The following is a 20,867-nucleotide window of genomic DNA, read 5'->3' as shown; positions in this document are numbered from 1 at the left end:
AGGTTAGAGGTTAGAGGTTAGAGGTTAGAGGTTAGAGGTTAGAGGTTAGAGGTTAGAGGTTAGAGGTTAGAGGTTAGAGGTTAGAGGTTAGAGGTTAGAGGTTAGAGGTTAGAGGTTAGAGAGAAGCGATTTGAAGTGAGTTTGTTTTCGCTATTCAAAAGAAATTAACGCCGCTAATTCCTTTGGGGCTACTTCGCAGTAAGCTGTTTTCAGGATCTCGGTTAACATGTCTTCTTTAACGGATAATAAATCAATATGTGTCCACCCCTGTTTGCCCCATTTATTGGGTACTGGATAGATAACAGTGCTGTCAAATGTGCAAAACACATCCTGATCGGCAGGTGAAAGCTTTACAGTGGCCCGGTTGTGGCCGGGCACTGCTGTAGCAAAAATCTTTTTATTGATCCTGAAGGATGTTTTCTCGAAGTGAGGATCTTCGGTAACTTGTGGTAACGACAGAGCAATTTGGCGGAGTTTATCAATATCTATCATCCCTCTTCCGCTGATGTAAGTTTATTGTTAAGCTTTCTGCGCCGCTAATATATCTCTGATCTCGGCAAGCAAAATTTCCTCTTTAGTTGGCGCAGGCACTACGGTTGGTGCAACAGCCTCTTTTTTCTTAAATCTGTTGATAGCCATGATCATAATAAACAGTGACAATGCAATTATAATAAACGAAATAACCTGGGATAAAAAGTTACCGTACTTAATGGCCGTACCAGGCACAACCAGTTGGCTTAAGTTTGACAGGTGTGCTGCTTTTAAGGCAGGCGTTAATACGGCAGGCGTAATAATATCTTCTACCAGCGATTTTACAATCGCACCGAATGCCGCACCTATTACTACCGCAATAGCCAGATCTAATACGTTGCCCTTAACTGCAAATTCTTTAAACTCTTTTACAAATCCCATAAGTATAATTGTTGTGTGTTATTAAAGTTAGCAATAAAATTGTGGCTTATCCAAACAAAATTCCTGCAAAAACATTTTTATCATCGTAAATACACCTGCTGCAAGTAATTTTTCACACTTTAAGGTAATTGGTGTATTTTTGGCTTCGTCTACTATTATGCTTAAACAAAATCTTCAACAAAAACTCTTACAAAAGCTTTCTCCGCAGCAAATACAATTTATAAAATTGCTGCAGGTGCCTACCGTGTCGCTTGATACCCGTATTAAGGAAGAACTGGAGGAGAACCCTGCGCTTGAAGACCTGAGTTTAACTAATTTGAACGAACCCGAAGAACAATACCCCGATCGCGACCCGGACGAAGATACTTACAACAGTGATGACGACCAGGGGCCGATGGATGAATTTAATATTGATGATTACCTGCAAGATGACAGCGTAAACGATTACGGCAGCCGTTATGACCAGAATGGCGATGATGAAGACGAACGCAAAGAGATCCCGATTGCTGTACAAAGCTCGTTTTTTGAAAGCTTGCAGGCACAGCTTGATCTGCTGCCGCTATCTGATAAAGACTTTAGCATAGGCAAGCAGATCATCGGTAGCCTGGATGACGACGGGTACCTGCGCAGGCCTATCATGTCGTTAACAGACGACCTGGCGTTTTCGCAAAACGTGATTGCCGAAGACGAAGAGGTGGAGGATATGTTAAAGGTAATACAAAGTTTTGACCCCCCGGGCGTAGGCGCACGCAGCTTGCAGGAATGCCTGCTGATACAGCTTCGCCGTAAAGATGCGGCAGACCCTATTATAAAAAAGGCTATACTGGTGGTAGAAAACTACCTGGATGAGTTTACCCGGAAGCATTACGATAAACTGGAGAAATCATTAAACATGAATTCTATGGAATTGCGTGGTGTAGTGAACGAGATATTGAAGCTTAACCCAAAACCCGGTGATAGCAACGAGGTAAGCACCAAACAAATGCAGGTGATACCAGATTTTCATATCAAAAACAACGATGGCATCCTGATCCTTACTCTAAATTCTAAAAATGCACCGGAGCTAAAAGTGAGCCGTTCTTACCAGGAGATGTTTCAGCATTATGACAAGGCATCGCAAAAGGATAAAAAACTTAAAGAAGCGGTACAGTTTGTAAAGCAAAAACTTGATTCGGCAAAGTGGTTTATCGATGCTATTAAACAGCGCCAGCAAACGCTGCTAAAAACCATGAATGCCATTATGCAGTACCAATACGATTTCTTTTTAACCGGCGACGATAAGAATTTAAAGCCGATGATATTAAAGGATATTGCAGACCGTATTGGTATGGATATATCTACCGTATCGCGTGTGGCTAACTCCAAATATGTACAAACCGAATTTGGTACCTTTTTGTTAAAATCTTTCTTCAGCGAGGCTATCCAGACAGAAAGCGGTGAAGAAGTATCTAACAAAGAGGTAAAAAAGATCCTGGAAGAACATATTGGCAAGGAAGATAAGCGCCATCCCCTTGCCGATGAAAAATTAACCGATATTTTAAAGGAAGCCGGCTACAATATTGCCCGCCGTACCGTTGCCAAATACCGCGAACAAATGAACATTCCGGTAGCAAGGCTCAGAAAAGAACTTTAGACCACGACTTGTAAAGCCGGAATTTTTAAAATGTATAAAGCCCTTTAAGTTTATTAAAGGGCTACTTTGTTTTGTATCCTGCCCACAATTTGTAAGCTGGGCAACCCTACCATGAATGCTGCGGGCAGGTTAGGTTGTACCGGTTATTTAATAATATGCCTAATACAATTTCATGCGAGCCGTTGCTTACGGTACGCAGCGCCGAGGTGGTTGCATCATAAGAGTAACTAACGTTGATGTATGAATTTAAGTTAAAACCCGCCAGTATGCCAAAAGAATCATCTTTACGGTAAGATCCACCAAACCAGAACCGGTCACGAAAAGAAAGCTTCATGTTCACATCAAACGTTGTTGGTGCAGGTGGTATAAATTTTAATAAGGCCGATGGTAAAAACGTCACATCGTCTGACAGGGGAATTTTATAACCGCCGGTAAGAAAATAATGTGGTACAGTTTTATTCAGGTTTAAATTATTCCGGGTGGTAAAATACTGGCTGTTAGGTATTATTTGCTGCACAGATGCCCCCACATAATAGTTGGCAGCATAGGCCCATATGCCTACGCTTGCATCCGGTTTCCATTGGTTGTTATTGATATTGCGCAGTGTCGGGTCGTCCGGGTTCTCTAAGGTGATCAATGAGGTGTTCAGATACAAATGATTAAACCCCGCAGATACACCAACAGCCAGGTTCAGATTTTCCGTTATCCCCAGATGATAGGCGTACGTAGCCGCCATATTGGTTTGATCTATGGGCCCGGCCTTATCCGTTACCAGCATAAAACCTATGCCGTGGTGCGGCTCGGCAGCACGATAATCCTGCACGTAACTTCTGCTATAGGGGCTTGCGCCGCCCGATGCCGGGAAAGCATTGGCATCGCCTTGTGTAAATTCGGTACCCAAAGGTGCGTTGATACTAAAATAAGCCGTAACAGGGGCGCCTTCGAGGCCGGTCCACTGGCTACGGTAACCCAGTTTTATATCCGTGTAGTTTTCTATACCTGCTACTGCCGGGTTTAACAAATAATTATTAAAAATATATTGCGTGTACTGCGGCCGCTGCTGTGCAAAGGCCGTTATAGTTAAAACAAAAAATAATAAGATCAGTAAAAGTTTCTTCAACATTATTTTATTATAGTAACATTACCGGCTATCACTTTCCGTCCGTTTTTTGGGTTTATAATATAGTAATAAGTTCCTGTTGGCAGTATGGAACCCCTGTACCGTCCATCCCAAGGTTCTGCATATCCTACAGACGAATATACCTTTTCTCCTTGTCTGTTAAATACGTCTACCGTGTTTCCGGGGTAAGTTTCTAAATATTTAATTGTCCATGTATCATTTATACCATCTCCGTTAGGGGTAAATGCGTTTACAATAACCGGCTTTTTAAGCACTTTTATAAATAATTCATCTTGTGCAACACAACCAAAAGCAGTAGTTATCGTCAACTTATAATAAGTATCTTCTGTTGTAGTAGTTACCGGGTTTAAAACATCAGGGTTATCTAACCCTTTTACAGGCTCCCATTGATAAGTTAAATTATCGCCGATTGCCTTTGCAGGCAGTATCAGGCTTTCTCCTTCCAATAAGATAAGATCTTTACCTGCATCAATTATGGGTAAGGGGTTAACAGTTATATCAAAATTTGTAAAAGCATCGCAGCCATTAGTTGCAATAAAATGGTAGGTTATGGTAAATGTGCCCGGCCCGGATACAGCAGGATTAAATAACCCCATTGCGTTAATACCGGTTCCGCTATAACTGCCTGTGCCTGCAAAACCCTTATTATCTGCCACCAATTGCACAGGAGCAGCATCCTGGCAGATATCATTAATTGTATTTACAGAAACCATGGGGCTGCCTTGTATAATAACGGTTTTTTCATAGCCATTATCACATAACTCATCTTCGCCGGTATAAACAATCATTTTAACGGTGTAACTGGCAGATGCAGGCGAGTAAGGATAGGTGTGATAATAATTATTATCCGCAGCAATGGTACTGCTATTAAACACCTCAAAATTATCAGGATTGTTGGCAAAGTCCCACCAGATCTTTATTTTACCTACACTACCCGGCGGTGCAGAAGTTTTATCATGCAAAGTGATTTGATTAGCACTGCATAAGTTACCACCCAGTTCAAACTCCGTTTTTGGAAAATCAGTAATGGTAAAATTAAAATCAATATCTTTTGTAGAGCCGCATTCGTCGGCCACCGGGTTAAAAACTGTTGCAGTATAATTATAACTACCCTGTGTGTATAGCTTATCTTCCGGATAATCATATCTGTACAGCGTTTTGCCATCCTTTTGAACTGGAACCCCTACAGGATTATTTAATATTTGTATAGGAGAGCCGTCATTAAAGTTCCATTTTATTTGGTTGATCTGATAGGATAAGACCAATTGTAATTTATAGGGAATACCGCTGCAACCATTTAATTGGGATGTGTTTGTGGCAGGGTTTGTAATGGTAATGTATTCGTTAAGGTTTTTAAGATTTGTACCGGCCAAATAACCATACGATTCGTTTGGCCCAAAACCATAAGCAATAGCAGTAAAGCCATCATCAGCACTAATGTAATGCGTACCCGAATTAACAGCTATTTGCGCATAAGCATAACCCGAACCGTTTTGCATAACTACAAACCCTGTATAAGGTACGCCGTCAAGTTTAAAGGTTGCTGCTTTATCTGCCTTAATAACAACATTGATATAGTTATTGGTAATAGCGTTTGCACTTGGCGAATATAAGGTAACATGATTGAGCGTTTGCTCGAGCGGGTTAAGATAGATCATCTCCGGATCGCCTAGGTCGTCATCATCAAACACACATGCGCTGTTTAGTGTTTTACCCTGTGAAACTGCATATTGTACAACCTGTATAGGCTTATCTGCGGTAATTGAATTTACCTGGCTGGAAGTAAACTGATAAACATGATTATTGAGAATACTGCTTTGCGGGAGTATATTGCCATTTATGGTTATTTTTGTATCAAGATCACTCACAAATATCCTGAAAATATCATAGTTTCTATTTTTTAGCGGTACGGTTAAATAGTTTTTACCCCATGATGATGTGGGATACACCTGCTGGAAAAGGTTATCTGAAGTGAACTGATCAGCTTCAGGTGAATAACAACCTATAGCAATTTTTGTACTGCCAGAAAATACCGCTATTTTCTTACAAACACCATCTGCTGTACTGATTGATTTAATTTGGGTGTTGGTAAGATCATTAGCAGACATGCCCTGGTAAACCTCTCCCTTTCTCAGGGTAATCTGAAAAGGCTCGCCTGCAGGATGATCACCTGTTAAATTTTGGGATGGGGTTATTTCTACTATAGTATTATCTTCAGTAGCAACAACCATAAATACCGAATATGTTGGTTTTTGTGCGTTAGATTGCTGCGTAAAGTTAATGGAATAATAGTTTTTCCCTAAAACGGCCACCGGCAAAAGCAAGGTGGCCCCCGATACACTTTGGGAATAAATATGTGCGTAAACGGCAATATTTTTTGCTGCTGTAATATGCAAACCTTTTAGATACTGCCCGGCATCACGCAAATAAGCGGCCCGGCTAACCTTTACCTGCGTAACCTGCCGTGCTGTAACTGTGAATAAAATATCGGCCGCACTTTCATCAGCAATTTCTACTTTACCGGTAGTATTTTCATCGCCTGTAATATACAGGATCATCGTGCTTTCGCGATTATCTTCAACGTGCGACATGTACGCCGTCCAGAATTCTTTACCCTGATTAGAGGAATTGCCCTGGGCAAAGCCAAAGTAGCTGCAGCAAACCAAAAAAATGCTTATTACACTAACAAATACTTTTACCTTGTTCAACGTTATAATGGTTTATAATCATCTGCCCTCCACCAGCGGCAAAAGTGCTTTAAATGTAAGCAGATTAATTATAACATCATAAGCCGGTACAGCATTGCATCAATAAAATAAGCTTAAAAGAATTTATCCGGAGTTGGTACCAGGTTAAGAAACTTCTCAAATTTCTCTTCGTAGTTAGATTGATCCAGCCGGTAATAAAATGCGCCTTTTTTAGATGATTGTTTGTCTTTTTCGGCTAATTTTATCAACAAACCGGTAGATAACAGCTTACGGCTAAAGTTACGGTCGTCAAATTTAGTCTGGTACACACCTTCATATAAAGCCTGTAATTGTGGTATCGTAAAACGCCCCGGCAGCAACTGAAATAATATAGGGTGCAAAGCTGCTTTGTAACGCAATTGTTTCATTGCAAGTTTCACCATTTCGGCATGGTCAAAAACCATATCAGGCATTTCATCAAGCAAAAACCATTCGGGGTGGTTATCATTGGTAAGTTGTTTTTCATATTGCTGAATGTCTATCAGCGCAAAATAAGCAACAGATAAAGTACGTTCCACGGGGTCGCGGTCGGGCTTGCCAAATACCTGAAACTGCTCCATGTAAACGTTTTTTAAGCCGGTACGCTCTTCCAGCACGCGGTTGGCTGCATCCTCGGGGCTTTCTGATGCATCCATAAAGCCGCCCATTAAACTCCATTTTCCATTCTCGGGCTTTAAACTTCGCTCTACCAGTAACAATTTAATGTTCCAGCCATCAAAACCAAATATGATACAGTCTACAGCAACTAGTATGCGATGTTGCCCCGAGTATTTTTGCATAGAAGTGGGTTATTTTACAAGTGTAAAAAATATTCGGCATTTTAAAAACAGTAACCTTATGTAATGTATTTGTAAGTAAACAAATTACAGCCTGCTCTTATTAATAATTATTTGATATTTACTTTATTACAGCAACAAAAAACATCGTTTTGGAAAATATACTAAACATTTTAAACTTAAATAAAACTTATAAAAGCGCTGGCCGTTTGCTTACGGTTTTAGATAATATTAATTTCGGGATCAAAGCAGGCTCGGCCAATGCCATTGTGGGGCCATCCGGCAGTGGTAAAACTACCCTGCTTGGCCTGTGTGCCGGCCTGGACAGCGCTACCGGCGGCACTGTGGAGTTAAACGGCATCAACCTGGGCAGTTTAAGCGAAGATATGCGGGCACAGGTACGTAACCAATATGTAGGTTTCATTTTTCAGAATTTTCAGCTGCTGCCTACATTAACGGCTTTAGAGAACGTGATGGTTCCGTTAGAACTAAGGGGCGAAAAGAATATTAAGGCACGCTCTTTAGATCTGCTTGATAAGGTTGGCCTGGCCGATCGCGGGCACCACTACCCTGCCCAGCTATCGGGCGGCGAGCAGCAAAGGGTATCCCTGGCAAGGGCTTTCTCCAACTCGCCCAGGATCTTGTTTGCAGACGAGCCCACCGGCAACCTGGATGCCGAAACCAGCGAAAAGGTGGTAAAACTGATCTTCGACCTGAACCGGGAGGCGGGTACTACCCTTATTTTAGTAACGCACGACCTGGAACTGGCTGCCAAAACACAGCGAATTATAAAAATAAAGGGTGGCAAATTAGTTGCCGATGATATAACCGGTAATGTTTAACGCGCCCATGGATAATGTAAATTTTAAAAGGAAGATCAATATTGCCTGGCTATTTAAAATGGCCCTGCGCGATAGCCGCCGTAACCGCGGCAGGCTGTTACTATTTATCTCATCTATTGTTTTTGGCATAGGGGCTTTAGTGGCTATCTACTCACTCCGGTATAACATACAGAATGACATTAACAGCCAGGCTGCAACACTGATTGGGGCCGACCTAAGCATCAGCGGCAATAAAGAACCCGACGATAAGCTGCAAAATCTATTGAATAAACTGGGCGACGACCGATCGCAGGAGCGCAGTTTCCCTTCTATGGTACTGTTTACCAAAAGCCAGAATACCAGGCTGGTTAATGTAAAGGCGCTACAGGGGAACTTTCCTTACTATGGCGAACTGGAAACCGCACCGGTACAAGCCGGTAAATCATTTAAAAAGGGCAAATATGCGTTAGTTGATAAAACCCTGATGTTACAGTTTAACGCCAAAGTAAATGATTCGTTAAAAGTGGGTAACGAAACTTTTATGATTACGGGGGTACTTAACAAGGCGCCGGGGCAAACAGGTATTGCTGCGGGTATTGCACCCATCGTTTATATCCCGATGCAGTATTTGGATAAAACAGGATTGATAACTACCGGAAGCAGAATTAATTACAGTTATTACTTTAAGTTTAACAACAATACCAATATAGAAAAACTGGCGAAAGGACTGGATGCGCAACTGGATAAAGCAGGTTTTAATTATGATACGGTAGAAAGTAAAAAAGAAGGTACCAGCCGCTCTTTTGCCGACCTGTCGAGATTCCTGTCACTGGTAGGTTTTATAGCGCTTTTACTGGGCTGCGTAGGCGTAGCAAGCGCCATAAATATTTACATTCGCGAAAAGATCCGCTCCATCGCCATTATGCGCTGTATGGGCGTAAAAGCGTCAGAGGCGTTTTTGATTTACCTTATCCAGATAACCGGCATAGGTTTAATTGGATCTGTAGCGGGTGCGCTGTTAGGCACGGGCATCCAGCAAGTGCTGCCAATGGTGCTAAAAGATTTTTTGCCGATAACCATATCCGCAGGTATCTCTTGGCTGGCCATTGGGCAAGGTGTTATACTGGGATTGGTTATATCCATACTTTTTGCATTACTGCCACTCATCTCTATTCGCAATATATCGCCATTAAACACGCTCAGGCTTTCGGTAGATGACATTAGCACCGCCCGCGATCCGTTTAGATGGCTGGTTTATATACTGGTGCTCCTCTTCATCACTTCATTCGCGTACCTGCAAATTGGTAATTGGGCGGGCGCTGCATTTTTTACGATAGGGATAGCCCTGGCATTTATGATATTAACAGTTACCGCATGGCTGCTCATCAGGTTTACCCGGTTGCTGGTAATGAGTTCATGGAGTTATATCTGGCGGCAGGGTTTTGCTAATTTATACCGGCCCAATAATCAAACCATTATTTTAACGGTATCCATCGGTTTAAGTACGGCATTTATTTGTACGCTATTTTTGATCCAGCAATTGCTTATCGGGCAGGTAACGTTATCTACCGGCGGCAATCAATCTAACATGATCTTGTTTGATATTCAACCGGCACAAAAAAAAGCCGTTGCAGGCCTTACCCGTGAACAAGGCTTGCCGGTACTATCCGAAGTGCCTATCATTACCATGCGGCTGGAAAAAGTGAATGGCAAAACAGCCGCCGATGCCAAAAAAGACAGTACCCTGCGTATCTCAGAGCGGGCTTATGCTTATGAATACCGTGTAACCTACCGCGATTCGCTTACCGCATCTGAACAGGTTACCGGCGGTAAATGGGAAGGCAAAGCCAAGCCCGGTAAAGAGATCCCCGTATCTGCCGAAGAACGTTTTGCTACCCGCATCAATGCTAAAGTTGGCGATAAGTTAGTATTTAACGTACAGGGGGTTATGATGCAAACCTACATCAGCAGCATCCGTAAAGTAAACTGGAATAAAGTATCAACTAATTTCCAGGTGGTATTCCCAACCGGGGTTTTAGAAGATGCACCGCAGATACATGTTTTGCTCACCCACGTGCCCAATAATACGGTATCTGCCAGTTATCAGCAGGCGGTGGTAAAAAAGTTTCCCAACGTATCTATTATCGACCTTGGGTTGATCCTGAACGTGCTGGACGAACTACTGGGCAAGATAGGCTACGTTATTAAATTTATGAGCGGGTTCAGCATCATTACAGGCATTATTGTGCTGATCTCATCTGTACGTATCAGCAAATACCAGCGCATACAGGAAAGCGTTTTACTACGCACCCTGGGTGGCAGCCGCAAACAGATCTTTGCTATAACAGCCCTGGAGTACTTTTTTCTGGGTGCACTTTCTGCATTAACAGGCATTGTGATTGCGATAGGCAGCAGCTGGCTACTGGCCAGATACACCTTTAATATGCCTTATGCCGTAAATTTTTTACCGGTTGCAGCCATCTTTTTCATTATAACCTTGTTAACGGTAATAATAGGCCTGCTTAACAGCAGAGGCGTTTTAAATAAACCACCGCTCGAGATCTTGCGGTCAAATTCTTAAAGTATGTTGAATAAATTCCAGGTAGTTGCGGCCCTTTTTTTGAGTATAACCTTTGCAGGTTGCGGCAGCAAAACCACATCAAATGACACCCAGGCAACCGATACCGCTAAAATAGCAGCAAGCAAACCCACCAAAAGTATTTTAGTATTTGGTGATAGCCTAACTGCGGGTTACGGGCTTGACGACCCATCAGAGGCGTATCCAGGCATATTGCAAACAAAGATAGATTCGGCTAAACTGCCTTATACTATTATTAATGGCGGCCTGAGCGGCGAAACTTCTGCAGGCGGAAAAGGCCGTATAAACTGGCTTCTTAAACAGCATATTGATATTTTTGTGCTTGAACTGGGCGCAAACGACGGCCTGCGCGGCATCCCTGTAAAAGAAACCGAACAAAATCTGCAAACTATTATTGACCGTGTAAAGGCAAAATATCCAAAAGCCAAAATGGTAATGCTGGGTATGCAGGTACCGCCAAATATGGGTGCTACTTATGCAAGCGATTTTAAAAATATGTTCCCAAAATTGGCAACTAAAAACAATATGGCGCTGGTACCCTTCCTGCTGCAGGGTGTTGGTGGTGTACGCGCCTTAAACCAAAAAGACGGCATCCACCCAACAGCAGCCGGTGATAAAATATTGGCCAATAACGTTTGGGAGGTGATAAAAGGAATACTGTAAATACTTTTAATTATACGCAGGCAATTAAAATATCTTCCCCGGATTCAGGATCCCGTTTGGGTCAAAAATAGCTTTGATGCCTTTCCAGATAGCAAAATGTACCGGGGTATATTTTAAGGGCATATAATTTTTTTGTACTAAACCAATACCATGCTCGCCGGATAGCGTCCCGCCTAAGGCAACGGTTAGTTCAAACACTTCGGTGATGCCGTCTTGCAGCTTACTGTTCCAGTCGGCATCGCTCATACCTGCCTTTACGATATTTACATGCAGGTTGCCATCGCCGGCGTGGCCATAACAAACCGATTCAAAACCGTACTTGGCGCCTATTTCTTTTATACCTTTTATCAGTTGCGGCAAAGCTGCCCGCGGCACAACGGTATCTTCTTCTTTATACACCGAGTTTGATTTAACCGATACGGCCATCGTACGCCTGATGCGCCAAAGTTCTTCTTTTTGTGCCGATGTATCTGCAAACAGTACATCCTGGCAATTATATTGCTCTAAAACCTCGTTTATCTTTTCACAATCGGCAAATATCACATCCTGATTGGTACCGTCGGCTTCTATCAATAAAAACGCCCCTATCCCGTCTTTCAGGTCGAATGCAATACCATCGTGTTCTATCACCCATTCCATACCGCGGCGTTCCATAAATTCCAGCGCAGAAGGCACTATGCCGGCCCTGAATATGGCTGATACCGCAGCGCAGGCATCTTCATTGGTTGTAAATGATGCCAGCATCAAAGCATCCAGCGTTGGTTTTGGAATAAGCTTAGTAACTATTTTAGTAACGATACCCAAGGTACCCTCTGATCCGATAAGCAGTTGGGTTAAGTTATAGCCCGATGCATATTTAAGCGTGTTAGCACCCGTCCAAATGATGTCGCCGTTAGGCAAAACCACTTCCATGTTCAATACATATTCGCGAATGGTACCATATTTAACTACCCTTGGCCCGCCGCTGCAATTAGCCACATTGCCGCCTATAAAACAGCTGCCCTTGCTTGCCGGGTCAACCGGGTACAATAAGCCTTTTTCGGCTACGGCATTAATAAACAGCTCGGTAATAACACCGGGCTCTACCGTTGCCTGCAAGTTTTGCTCATCAATATCCAGTATGTTGTTAAAACGTTCCATAGATATCATCAGCCCGCCATGCACCGCCAAGGCACCGCCTGCCAAACCCGTACCGGCCCCGCGCGGCGTAACAGGTATAAGGTTATCGTTACAAAGTTTCATTAATTGTGCAACCTGTAATACCGTTTGTGGCCGGGCTACAACTTCGGGGTAATAAACCAGGTCTTCGGTTTCATCATGGCTGTAATTTTCTATCTCGGCTTTAGCGGTCAGTATATTATCGGCGCCAACAATAGCTATTAGCTGGTCAAGTATATGGGGCGTAATCTTATTGTAATGCATAAATATTATTTTTGATAACTAAGCGTAATAACCGATTGTTTGAGCGGCCCGCGGAAAGGTGGCCTTTGCTTACGGATGGTTACCCCGGCAGTTTCAATAAATGTAAATTCGGCTTTGATGCGGTTTAGAATACTTTGTGCAACGCTTTCGATTACTTTGCGGGTGTGCTGCATCTCTTCCTCAATAATGTTATATAACACTTCGTAATTAACGGTATTGCTCAGGTTATCTTTTTCAACGTCGATATCAGCATAAAAACCTACCGCCACATCTACTAAAAAGTGTGTGCCTATTACTTGCTCCTCGGGATAATACCCATGGTAGGCAAAAAATTCAGCGCCTTCTAAAGCTACTTTTATCATGTTTCAAAAGTAAGGGAATATTTGCAGGTTTAATACACGCATAAATCATCATTCAAGGAAACCTTTACAGGCATCGAACTTCTCTGTAGATAAGCTTTTGTTGAAGCTATCGAGTTTCTTAAAAAAAGATTTTACTAAAAAATATGTTTAAACAGTTTAAACACGCTTTTTAGCACAAAGTGCCTTCCGGTATGCAAAAACAACGATTAAGGCTTTGTTTAACTTACGTTTAATGCCATATATTTGGCCAACCAATTTTATAACGCTATGGCTAAGACCGACCTGTATGAGGCTCCTGATTATTATCTTTTAGATGAACTTTTATCTGAAGAACACAAGCTGATACGCGCCAGCGTACGCGAATGGGTGAAAAAAGAAGTAAGCCCGGTAATTGAGGATTATGCACAGCGTGCCGAGTTCCCTAAACATTTGTTAAAGGGCCTGGCAGAAATTGGCGCCTTTGGCCCAACCATACCCGAACAATATGGCGGTGCCGGATTAGATTATATGGCTTACGGCATCATTATGCAGGAAATAGAACGGGGTGACTCGGGTATCCGTTCCACGGCATCTGTGCAGGGATCATTGGTAATGTTCCCTATTTATGCCTATGGCAGCGAGGAGCAAAAGCACAAATACCTGCCCAAACTGGCCAGCGGTGAACTAATGGGTTGTTTTGGATTAACCGAGCCCGACCACGGATCTAACCCCGGCGGCATGGTTACTAATATTAAAGATGCCGGCGACAATTATATTTTAAATGGCGCCAAAATGTGGATCTCGAATGCACCATTTGCAGATATTGCCGTAGTTTGGGCAAAAGACGAGAAAGGCAAGATCCGCGGATTAATAGTTGAACGCGGAATGGAAGGCTTTACCACGCCCGAGACGCACAACAAGTGGTCGTTGCGCGCATCAGCCACCGGCGAATTGGTTTTTGATAATGTAAAAGTGCCTAAAGAAAACCTGCTGCCAAACGTATCGGGTTTAAAAGGGCCTCTGGGCTGCTTAAACCAGGCCCGTTATGGTATTGCCTGGGGCGCTTTAGGCGCCGCTATGGATTGTTACGATACCGCCCTGCGCTATTCAAAAGAGCGCGTGCAATTTGGGCGGCCTATAGGCGGCTTTCAGCTCCAGCAAAAAAAACTGGCCGAAATGATCACCGAAATAACCAAGGGCCAGTTGTTAGTTTGGCGGCTTGCCACCTTAAAAAATGAAAACCGTGCTACTGCTGCGCAAATATCAATGGCAAAGCGTAACAGTGTAGAAATTGCAATCAACATAGCCCGCGAAGCCCGACAGATGCTGGGTGGTATGGGCATCACCGGCGAATACCCAATAATGCGTCACATGGCCAACCTTGAGTCGGTAATTACGTATGAGGGTACACATGACATTCATTTACTGATAACCGGTATGGATGTTACCGGCGAAAACGCATTCAAATAAGCTTATAACAATTTAATAGCCATAAGTAGTAAGATTGCTTCGCAAATATTATATTTGTTTAACAGCTAACCCATATTACTTTGATGCGTTTTAAAGCCAGATATACCTCACCTCTACTAAGGCATGTTTGGCTGTGTGCATTTCTTTTCGTTTTTGCATCCTGCACACAAAAAAGCGTTAATAACAATCAATATTCTGATGAGTTCCAGTCAATATTAAATCATACAGAAAAGCTTTGGGCGGCGGGTAAAGTAAAAGGCGGGTTGGATTATATGGATACCGCTTTCAGCAAGCTACCTAACCCCACATTGTATGACCGTTATCGTTTTTACGGGTATCATTACATCTACTATCAAAAAACAATAAGCCGGTTTAACAAGAGCTTGCTTTATACGGATAGCATGATTGCGATCAATAACAAGATCAAAGACCCAAAACTGCATGCCCGTTTACTTGCCGATGTTAGTTTTGCCCGGGGCGACGCACTTTTTGAGCTTAAACAATACACAGAGGCGTACGAATCATATTACCGCGGTTACATAGCCGGTAAAGACAATTCCCAACTTAATATGAATGCACTGGGCGATTATACCTATCGTATGGGGATGATCATGTATAAAAAAGGGCATTATAAGCTGGCCATGAATTACTTTAAAGACACTTATAAGTTCTTTAAAAATTCTGGCGATGAATTTGTTTTTTTTTACCGCCGGCAGGAGCTTTTTGATAATATTGGTTTATGTTTCAGGCATCTGGAAGCGCCGGATAGTGCACTTATTTACTTTAATAAGGCATTAAAAATTATTGATGAAAATGGTTTTAAATATCCCACGCGCAAGCTACACCTGGAAATGGCAAAAGGCGTGGTTTATGGCAACATGGCAGATATTTACATCGCTAAAAAAGAATATCCTGCTGCTGTAAACCTGCTTAAAAAAAGCATAGCTATCAATTTACAAAAAGGATATGATAACCACGATGCGCAGTTAAGCGAAATAAAACTTGGCCAGATATACCTTAACAACAACCAGCGCGACTCGTTATTAGATGTGCTTGCTCATTTGCGCACCCAGTTAGATACCATAAAAAGCGCAGATGCCGAAGCCGATTACAACCGCTTGCTTGGCAACTATTTTGTGCAGATAAATGAATTAAAGCGGGCTATAGCACATATACAGCGCTATAACAGCATGAAAGACTCGATAACGCAAAAGGCAAGCCTGTTGATGGAAACAGATGTTAACCAGCAACTGGCAAACTACGAGAAGCAACACGAGATAGATACTTTAAGTAACAATAATAAACTGCAGGTGATTTACCTGTATGTAACCATATTTTTTATGGTGATGGCTACCATTATTATCTTTTTGATCTTACGCAACTGGAAGCGATCAAAAAAAGATGTGGAAACGGTTAACGTGCTGAACAGGCAGATCAATCAGCAAAACGGTGTTTTAGAAAAAGCACTTAAAGAATTAAATATCAGCAGCCAGGAAAAAGACCGCATTTTACGCACCGTAGCGCATGATCTTCGTAACCCAATTGGCGGCATTGCATCCCTTACTGCCCTGATGGCTGAGGATGAATACACTGATGAACAAAGGGAAATGATAAACCTGGTGAAAGAAACATCTATCAACTCGCTGGAGCTGATAAACGAGATACTGGAAGCCACCAACATGAATGCCGTAGAACTGAACCTCGGCCAGGTAGAAATTAACTCGCTGGTAAGTAACAGTGTTGAATTACTGCGGTTTAAAGCAGCAGAAAAGGGCCAGAAAATCCTACTGGAAACCCTGGATAAACAACAGGAGCTTTATATAAGCCGCGAAAAAATATGGCGCGTTATCAGCAACCTTATTAGTAATGCCATTAAATTCAGCCCTACCGGTAGTACTATTCATGTTAAAGTTGCCGATGATAATAACAAGATAATTATTGCAGTTAAAGATAACGGGATAGGCATACCGGATAAACTAAAAGACCAGGTATTTAATATGTTTACCAGCGCGCAAAGGCCCGGTACTTTAGGCGAAAAATCATTCGGTTTGGGTTTATCCATCTGCAGGCAGATCATGGAGAAGAATCATGGTAAGATATGGTTCGAAAGCGATATCAATATCGGTACAACATTTTTTATCAGCCTTCCGCTTGTTAGCCGCCATAAACCCAATGGCCTACCTCAGCAGGTGAGCATACCAGTATCCTGATGATTTAATAATGCGCTGCTGCGTATTAAAATCAATGTGTATCAAGCCAAATCGCGGGTGATAGCCTTCGGCCCATTCAAAGTTGTCGGTTAGCGTCCATACAAAGTAACCGTGCACATCGTACCCCTCTTGTTTGGCCTTTAGCACTTGTTGCAGGTGCGTTTTCAGGTAGTTAACACGCCTTTGGTCGTCCACCTTACCATCAAAAACCACGTCAGGGAAGGCTGCACCGTTTTCGGTGATAATCAGTTTTTTTATTTGCGGGTAAGCATTGAATTTTTTGATCATTTGATAGATAGCCGGCGGATACACCTCCCACTTCATATCCGTAAGCTCTACTCCCCTGTTCTCGGCTTTTACCAGGCTTGCACCAATGTAAGGGGTAAAAAACGAATATTTTACAATTTCGCGGGTATAGTTTTGTATGCCGATAAAATCAAAATCAAAGCTCATATTGGCTTCATCGCCGGGCTGCACATATTTATAGATCCCTTTTAACGCGCTTACCTCATCTGTAGGGTAGCCCAGGCCAAGCAAAGGCTCGATGTAAAGGCGGTTAATTAAAGCATCGGCACGTTTGGCCGCTTTAATATGCCGGGGCTTATCAGCATAAGGCTCTATATACGAGCAGGAAAAGGTGTTACCTATTTGCGCAAGCGGCACCATCTGCCGCAATAGCCTTGCCCCTGCCACAATGCTTAAAACTACATGATGTATAGCCGGTAAAAAATTACGCAAACCCATACGCCCCGGTGCGTGAATACCTAAAAAGTAGCCGGCACCGGTAAATACGGCAGGCTCGTTCATTACCATCCAGTGTTTTACACGATCACCAAAATTTTGGGCGCAAACGGTTACAAAATTGCTAAACCAGTTTACAATCTCGCGGTTTGTCCAGCCGCCTTTATCTTCAAGCGCCTGGGGCAGGTCCCAATGATAAAGGGTTATCCAGGGCTCAATGCCTTGCTTAAGGCAATAATTAATCACTTTATTATAATGGTTAACACCGGCTTGGTTAATATTGCCTGTGCCATCAGGTAAAATACGGCTCCATGCAATAGAAAAGCGAAAGTTTGGGATGTTCAGTTCTTTCACCAGATCAATATCCTGCTCATATCGGCTATAAAAATCGCAGGCCTTGTGGGGCTTGTCGCCGTTTAATATTTTACCCTTACGTGCGCTAAAAGTATCCCAGATAGACGGGCCTTTGCCATCGGCATCGCAAGCACCTTCAATTTGTAGTGCGGCTGTAGAAACTCCCCAGGCAAAATCATCGCCAAAAAGTTGTTTAGTAAGAGGTGTATCCAGGTTAGCAATATCCATTTATTTGAGCTGATGCAAGCCCAAAATGTACATAATTATTGTATATATAAAGCGCTACGTTAAAAAACCTAGTGCATGAACGATGAACGCATACTTTTCAGAAACAACCACTCGCGTAAATCGCTTACTAAGGCGGCTAATTTGATGATGATCTTCATGATGTTTTTTTATTATTGTTTGTATCAAATATAACGGCCAGGTGTGTAATTAATATGAGTGTAACGTTATATTATTGTTAATACAATTTATGCGGTACAATTTACTTATTTAAGTAATGATGTTTATTTTTACCGGCGAATGAAAAGCCATTTTATCCGCCTGCTCCATTACGATCATTTTGCTAATAAAAAAACTGCCGTATTGCTTGTACAAACACAGGTAAAAGGCCGGCCGCTTGAAATTATGGCCCATTTGTTAATGGCGCAGCAAATTTGGCTTAAACGTTTAAAAATGTTGCCTGCACCATTAACACCTTTATGGCCGGAATGGGATCTAAAAGGGATTAACGAAAAAATTGACAGCAATTACCAGGAACTTAGTGCATTGCTGCAAAGTTTACAACCACAGGATTTTGACAGGATAGTTGCCTACAAAAGTTCTGCCGGCGATTTTGAGAATAACCTGGGCGATATATTAACCCATTTATTTAATCATGGTACACATCACCGCGCGCAAATTGGCATCCTTTTAAAAGCAGATGGTGCCGAACTACCTGCCCTTGATTATATATTTTACATCAGAAACTCAATCCCCAAATTATAATTATCCCAACCCTCACCATGAAAAAAGCCCTTGCTGCATTATTTTTAAGCTTTACACTGTTTAGTTGTACGGATACCAAAAAACAAGAAAAAGATTTATTTAATGAAGTAATAAAAGTGCATGACCGTGTTATGGCTAAGGATGAGCTGATCATGATCAATAAAATGCAATTGGATACTTTAATGAAGCAAAAGCCGCTGCCCGAAATTATTGCTGCTGCTAAACAGCACAGTAAGGCACTGGATAGTGCAGATACCCGTATGGAAAACTGGATGCATAATTTCGATGCCGAAAATAAAGGCAAAAGCCACGATGAGATCATGACGTACCTTACCGACCAGAAAAAACAGATAGATGCTATTGACAGCACTTTTAACCTTACTGTGGCTGCAGCTGCCAAATTCATCAAACAAAATAAAACCAAATGAGAAGATTAGCAGTATATGTACTTTTGGCAGCAGCATTAACTGCCTGTAAATTTAACAGCGATAAGCCTGCCCTGCCTATTATGGGCAACCGCGAAGCAGTAACTAAAACGGTTAATGGTAAACAGGTGATAGATACGGTTTACCAAACTATCCCCGATTTTAAGTTCGTGAACCAATATGGCGATACCATCACCCAAAAAAGCCTGAAGGGTGATATTTATGTAGCCGATTTCTTTTTTACTACCTGCCCGTCTATTTGCCCTGTTATGCACCGTAATATGCTTAATGTGTATAAGGAATTTAAAAATGTGCCGGATTTTAAGATCATATCCCACACCATCGACCCTAAACATGATAGCGTTGCGGTTATGAAAAAATATGCCGACAAATTAGGCATAAGCGGTAACAGCTGGTGGCTATTACAGGGTAATAAAGAAGATACTTATAACCTGGGCCAAAAAAATTACCTGGTTGCTGTAAAACAGGACGATGGCACACCCGGCGGTTATGTACACCAGGGATGGTTTGTACTAGTTGATAAAAAAAGCCGCATACGTGGTTATTATGATGGTACGGATGAAAAGCAGGTTGCAAAAATGATAGCAGATATTAAAATACTGCGTGCCGAAGTAAATACCGAGATAGCACAATAATGAAGTTTAAAGTTATCGTATTTACGGCCATAATGCTATGTGTGATAATCGTATCCTGCCAAAGCGATGCCGAGCAGGAATTTAAACGCTATTATACCGGCGGAGCGGTTATTTATAAAGATAAATGCCAAAACTGCCACGGCAATAACGGCGAGGGCCTTTCGGCCATGATCCCACCGCTTACGGATACCGCTTATCTTAAAAAGAAACGTACTGTTTTAAGCTGCTTGGTTAAATATGGCATCAAAGAAACCATTGTTACGATAAACGGCAAAGCTTACGAAGGTACTATGCCTGCCAATGTAGATATGCCGCCTATTGAAATTGCCAAAGTACTTACTTATATAGGCAACTCTTTCGGCAATAAAATGGGCACAATAGCGGTAGAGGAGGTAAATAGTAACCTGGAGAAATGTAATTAGGCAGCGGCTGATTGGATTATAGTTTTAATGGTTCGTATAGCCGGATAAAATAACCCATGATCTGTTATCTTTTCTACGAACAATGAACCATCTGCCATCAGCTTAAACTAAAAAGCCTATCTTTACAACTGCAAAACGTTCTATCGCTCCCGGCTTGTTCGGGTGAGGAAAGTCCGGGCAACACAGAGCATCCTGCTTCCTAACGGGAAGGCGCCCGCAGCGGGCGACAGCAAGTGCCACAGAGAATATACCGCCCGCAAGGGTAAGGGTGAAAACGTGAGGTAAGAGCTCACGGCTTTCCCGGGCGACCGGGAAAGCGGTAAACCTCAGGAGTTGAAAAACCAAATAGGTTCTGAAAGCGGGGCTGCTCGTCTCCACGTCCGGTAACGGAATGTCAGAATGGGTAGGTTGATTGAACCTGCCGGCAACGGCAGGGCCAGATTAATGATAGAAATTCCCTTACGGGAGTACAAAACCCGGCTTACAGATTTGCTGCTGTACACAAAATCCCCTCGCAAGAGGGGATTTTTGGTTTCTGATTATT

General features: G+C 42.4%; 18 protein-coding genes and 1 other RNA gene. 11 read left to right on the top strand and 8 right to left on the bottom strand.

All coding sequences use genetic code 11. The annotated features are described in order from the left end of the window. Positions 1 to 150 precede the first annotated feature (150 nt). Entirely contained in the window at positions 151 to 492 is a 342-nt protein-coding gene (locus tag E2R65_RS13495) for an MmcQ/YjbR family DNA-binding protein (protein WP_134336991.1), read from the bottom strand. Positions 493 to 519: 27 nt separating this feature from the next. Next, complete coding sequence (gene mscL / locus E2R65_RS13490; protein WP_134336990.1) at positions 520 to 912, bottom strand: large conductance mechanosensitive channel protein MscL; 393 nt, start codon at positions 910 to 912, stop codon at positions 520 to 522. Positions 913 to 1,069: 157 nt separating this feature from the next. Here mscL and rpoN point away from each other — a divergent pair, with 157 nt between their 5' ends. Then, complete coding sequence (gene rpoN, locus E2R65_RS13485) at positions 1,070 to 2,545, top strand: RNA polymerase factor sigma-54 (protein WP_134336989.1); 1,476 nt, start codon at positions 1,070 to 1,072, stop codon at positions 2,543 to 2,545. A gap of 106 nt (positions 2,546 to 2,651) precedes the next feature. On the opposite strand, the gene E2R65_RS13480 is transcribed toward rpoN, so the two are convergent. From E2R65_RS13480 to E2R65_RS13470, 3 genes are all read right to left on the bottom strand, one after another. Beyond that, positions 2,652 to 3,668 carry a PorP/SprF family type IX secretion system membrane protein gene (locus E2R65_RS13480; RefSeq protein WP_134336988.1) on the bottom strand — a complete coding sequence of 339 codons (1,017 nt, stop codon included), beginning with the start codon at positions 3,666 to 3,668 and terminating at the stop codon, positions 2,652 to 2,654. Further along, on the bottom strand, positions 3,668 to 6,394 hold the full coding sequence (locus E2R65_RS13475; RefSeq protein WP_134336987.1) for a gliding motility-associated C-terminal domain-containing protein: 2,727 nt from the start codon (positions 6,392 to 6,394) through the stop codon (positions 3,668 to 3,670). Before E2R65_RS13475 ends, E2R65_RS13480 begins: the two co-directional genes overlap by 1 nt. A 113-nt stretch (positions 6,395 to 6,507) precedes the next feature. Then, positions 6,508 to 7,212: an NUDIX hydrolase gene (locus E2R65_RS13470; RefSeq protein WP_134336986.1), complete on the bottom strand. Its 705-nt coding sequence runs from the start codon at positions 7,210 to 7,212 to the stop codon at positions 6,508 to 6,510. Positions 7,213 to 7,361: 149 nt separating this feature from the next. On the opposite strand from E2R65_RS13470, the gene E2R65_RS13465 reads away from it, so the two are divergent. Genes E2R65_RS13465 through E2R65_RS13455 form a run of 3 tightly spaced genes read left to right on the top strand, consistent with a single transcriptional unit; the run spans position 7,362 to position 11,292 of the window. After that, positions 7,362 to 8,051, top strand: coding sequence for an ABC transporter ATP-binding protein (locus E2R65_RS13465; protein ID WP_134336985.1), 690 nt, complete (start codon positions 7,362 to 7,364; stop codon positions 8,049 to 8,051). 7 nt (positions 8,052 to 8,058) lie between these two features. Continuing rightward, entirely contained in the window at positions 8,059 to 10,611 is a 2,553-nt protein-coding gene (locus E2R65_RS13460) for an ABC transporter permease (RefSeq protein ID WP_204986313.1), read from the top strand. A gap of 3 nt (positions 10,612 to 10,614) precedes the next feature. Beyond that, the gene (locus E2R65_RS13455; RefSeq protein WP_134336984.1) at positions 10,615 to 11,292 is read left to right on the top strand and encodes an arylesterase; all 678 of its coding nucleotides are present in this window, start codon (positions 10,615 to 10,617) and stop codon (positions 11,290 to 11,292) included. Between the two features lie 24 nt (positions 11,293 to 11,316). Here E2R65_RS13455 and E2R65_RS13450 read toward each other — a convergent pair whose 3' ends face one another. Further along, complete coding sequence (locus E2R65_RS13450) at positions 11,317 to 12,714, bottom strand: FAD-binding oxidoreductase (protein ID WP_134336983.1); 1,398 nt, start codon at positions 12,712 to 12,714, stop codon at positions 11,317 to 11,319. A gap of 5 nt (positions 12,715 to 12,719) precedes the next feature. Beyond that, positions 12,720 to 13,076 carry a dihydroneopterin aldolase gene (folB, locus tag E2R65_RS13445; RefSeq protein ID WP_134336982.1) on the bottom strand — a complete coding sequence of 119 codons (357 nt, stop codon included), beginning with the start codon at positions 13,074 to 13,076 and terminating at the stop codon, positions 12,720 to 12,722. A 267-nt stretch (positions 13,077 to 13,343) separates the two neighbouring features. On the opposite strand from folB, the gene E2R65_RS13440 reads away from it, so the two are divergent. Both E2R65_RS13440 and E2R65_RS13435 read left to right on the top strand, forming a co-directional pair. After that, on the top strand, positions 13,344 to 14,525 hold the full coding sequence (locus tag E2R65_RS13440) for an acyl-CoA dehydrogenase family protein (protein WP_134336981.1): 1,182 nt from the start codon (positions 13,344 to 13,346) through the stop codon (positions 14,523 to 14,525). 83 nt (positions 14,526 to 14,608) lie between these two features. Beyond that, positions 14,609 to 16,735, top strand: coding sequence for a tetratricopeptide repeat-containing sensor histidine kinase (locus E2R65_RS13435; protein WP_134336980.1), 2,127 nt, complete (start codon positions 14,609 to 14,611; stop codon positions 16,733 to 16,735). On the opposite strand, the gene E2R65_RS13430 is transcribed toward E2R65_RS13435, so the two are convergent. Then, entirely contained in the window at positions 16,703 to 18,058 is a 1,356-nt protein-coding gene (locus E2R65_RS13430) for a GH1 family beta-glucosidase (protein WP_134336979.1), read from the bottom strand. The genes E2R65_RS13435 and E2R65_RS13430 overlap by 33 nt on opposite strands. 297 nt (positions 18,059 to 18,355) lie before the next feature. On the opposite strand from E2R65_RS13430, the gene E2R65_RS13425 reads away from it, so the two are divergent. From E2R65_RS13425 to rnpB, 5 genes are all read left to right on the top strand, one after another. After that, on the top strand, positions 18,356 to 18,820 hold the full coding sequence (locus E2R65_RS13425; RefSeq protein ID WP_134336978.1) for a DinB family protein: 465 nt from the start codon (positions 18,356 to 18,358) through the stop codon (positions 18,818 to 18,820). A 17-nt stretch (positions 18,821 to 18,837) separates the two neighbouring features. Further along, a complete protein-coding gene (locus tag E2R65_RS13420; RefSeq protein WP_134336977.1) occupies positions 18,838 to 19,248 on the top strand; it encodes a hypothetical protein in 411 nt (136 codons plus the stop codon). Next, the gene (locus tag E2R65_RS13415) at positions 19,245 to 19,901 is read left to right on the top strand and encodes an SCO family protein (protein WP_134336976.1); all 657 of its coding nucleotides are present in this window, start codon (positions 19,245 to 19,247) and stop codon (positions 19,899 to 19,901) included. The genes E2R65_RS13420 and E2R65_RS13415 overlap by 4 nt, the downstream gene beginning before the upstream one ends. Further along, the gene (locus E2R65_RS13410; RefSeq protein WP_134336975.1) at positions 19,901 to 20,323 is read left to right on the top strand and encodes a c-type cytochrome; all 423 of its coding nucleotides are present in this window, start codon (positions 19,901 to 19,903) and stop codon (positions 20,321 to 20,323) included. Before E2R65_RS13415 ends, E2R65_RS13410 begins: the two co-directional genes overlap by 1 nt. 127 nt (positions 20,324 to 20,450) lie before the next feature. Further along, an RNA gene (gene rnpB / locus E2R65_RS13405) (RNase P RNA component class A) lies at positions 20,451 to 20,823 on the top strand. Positions 20,824 to 20,867 lie beyond the last annotated feature (44 nt).

This window comes from Mucilaginibacter phyllosphaerae, assembly GCF_004378255.1.
GTDB classification, from domain to species: domain Bacteria; phylum Bacteroidota; class Bacteroidia; order Sphingobacteriales; family Sphingobacteriaceae; genus Mucilaginibacter; species Mucilaginibacter phyllosphaerae.
The sequence above is the reverse complement of the archived record's forward strand: the minus strand, read 5'-3'. Positions and strand labels throughout refer to the sequence as shown.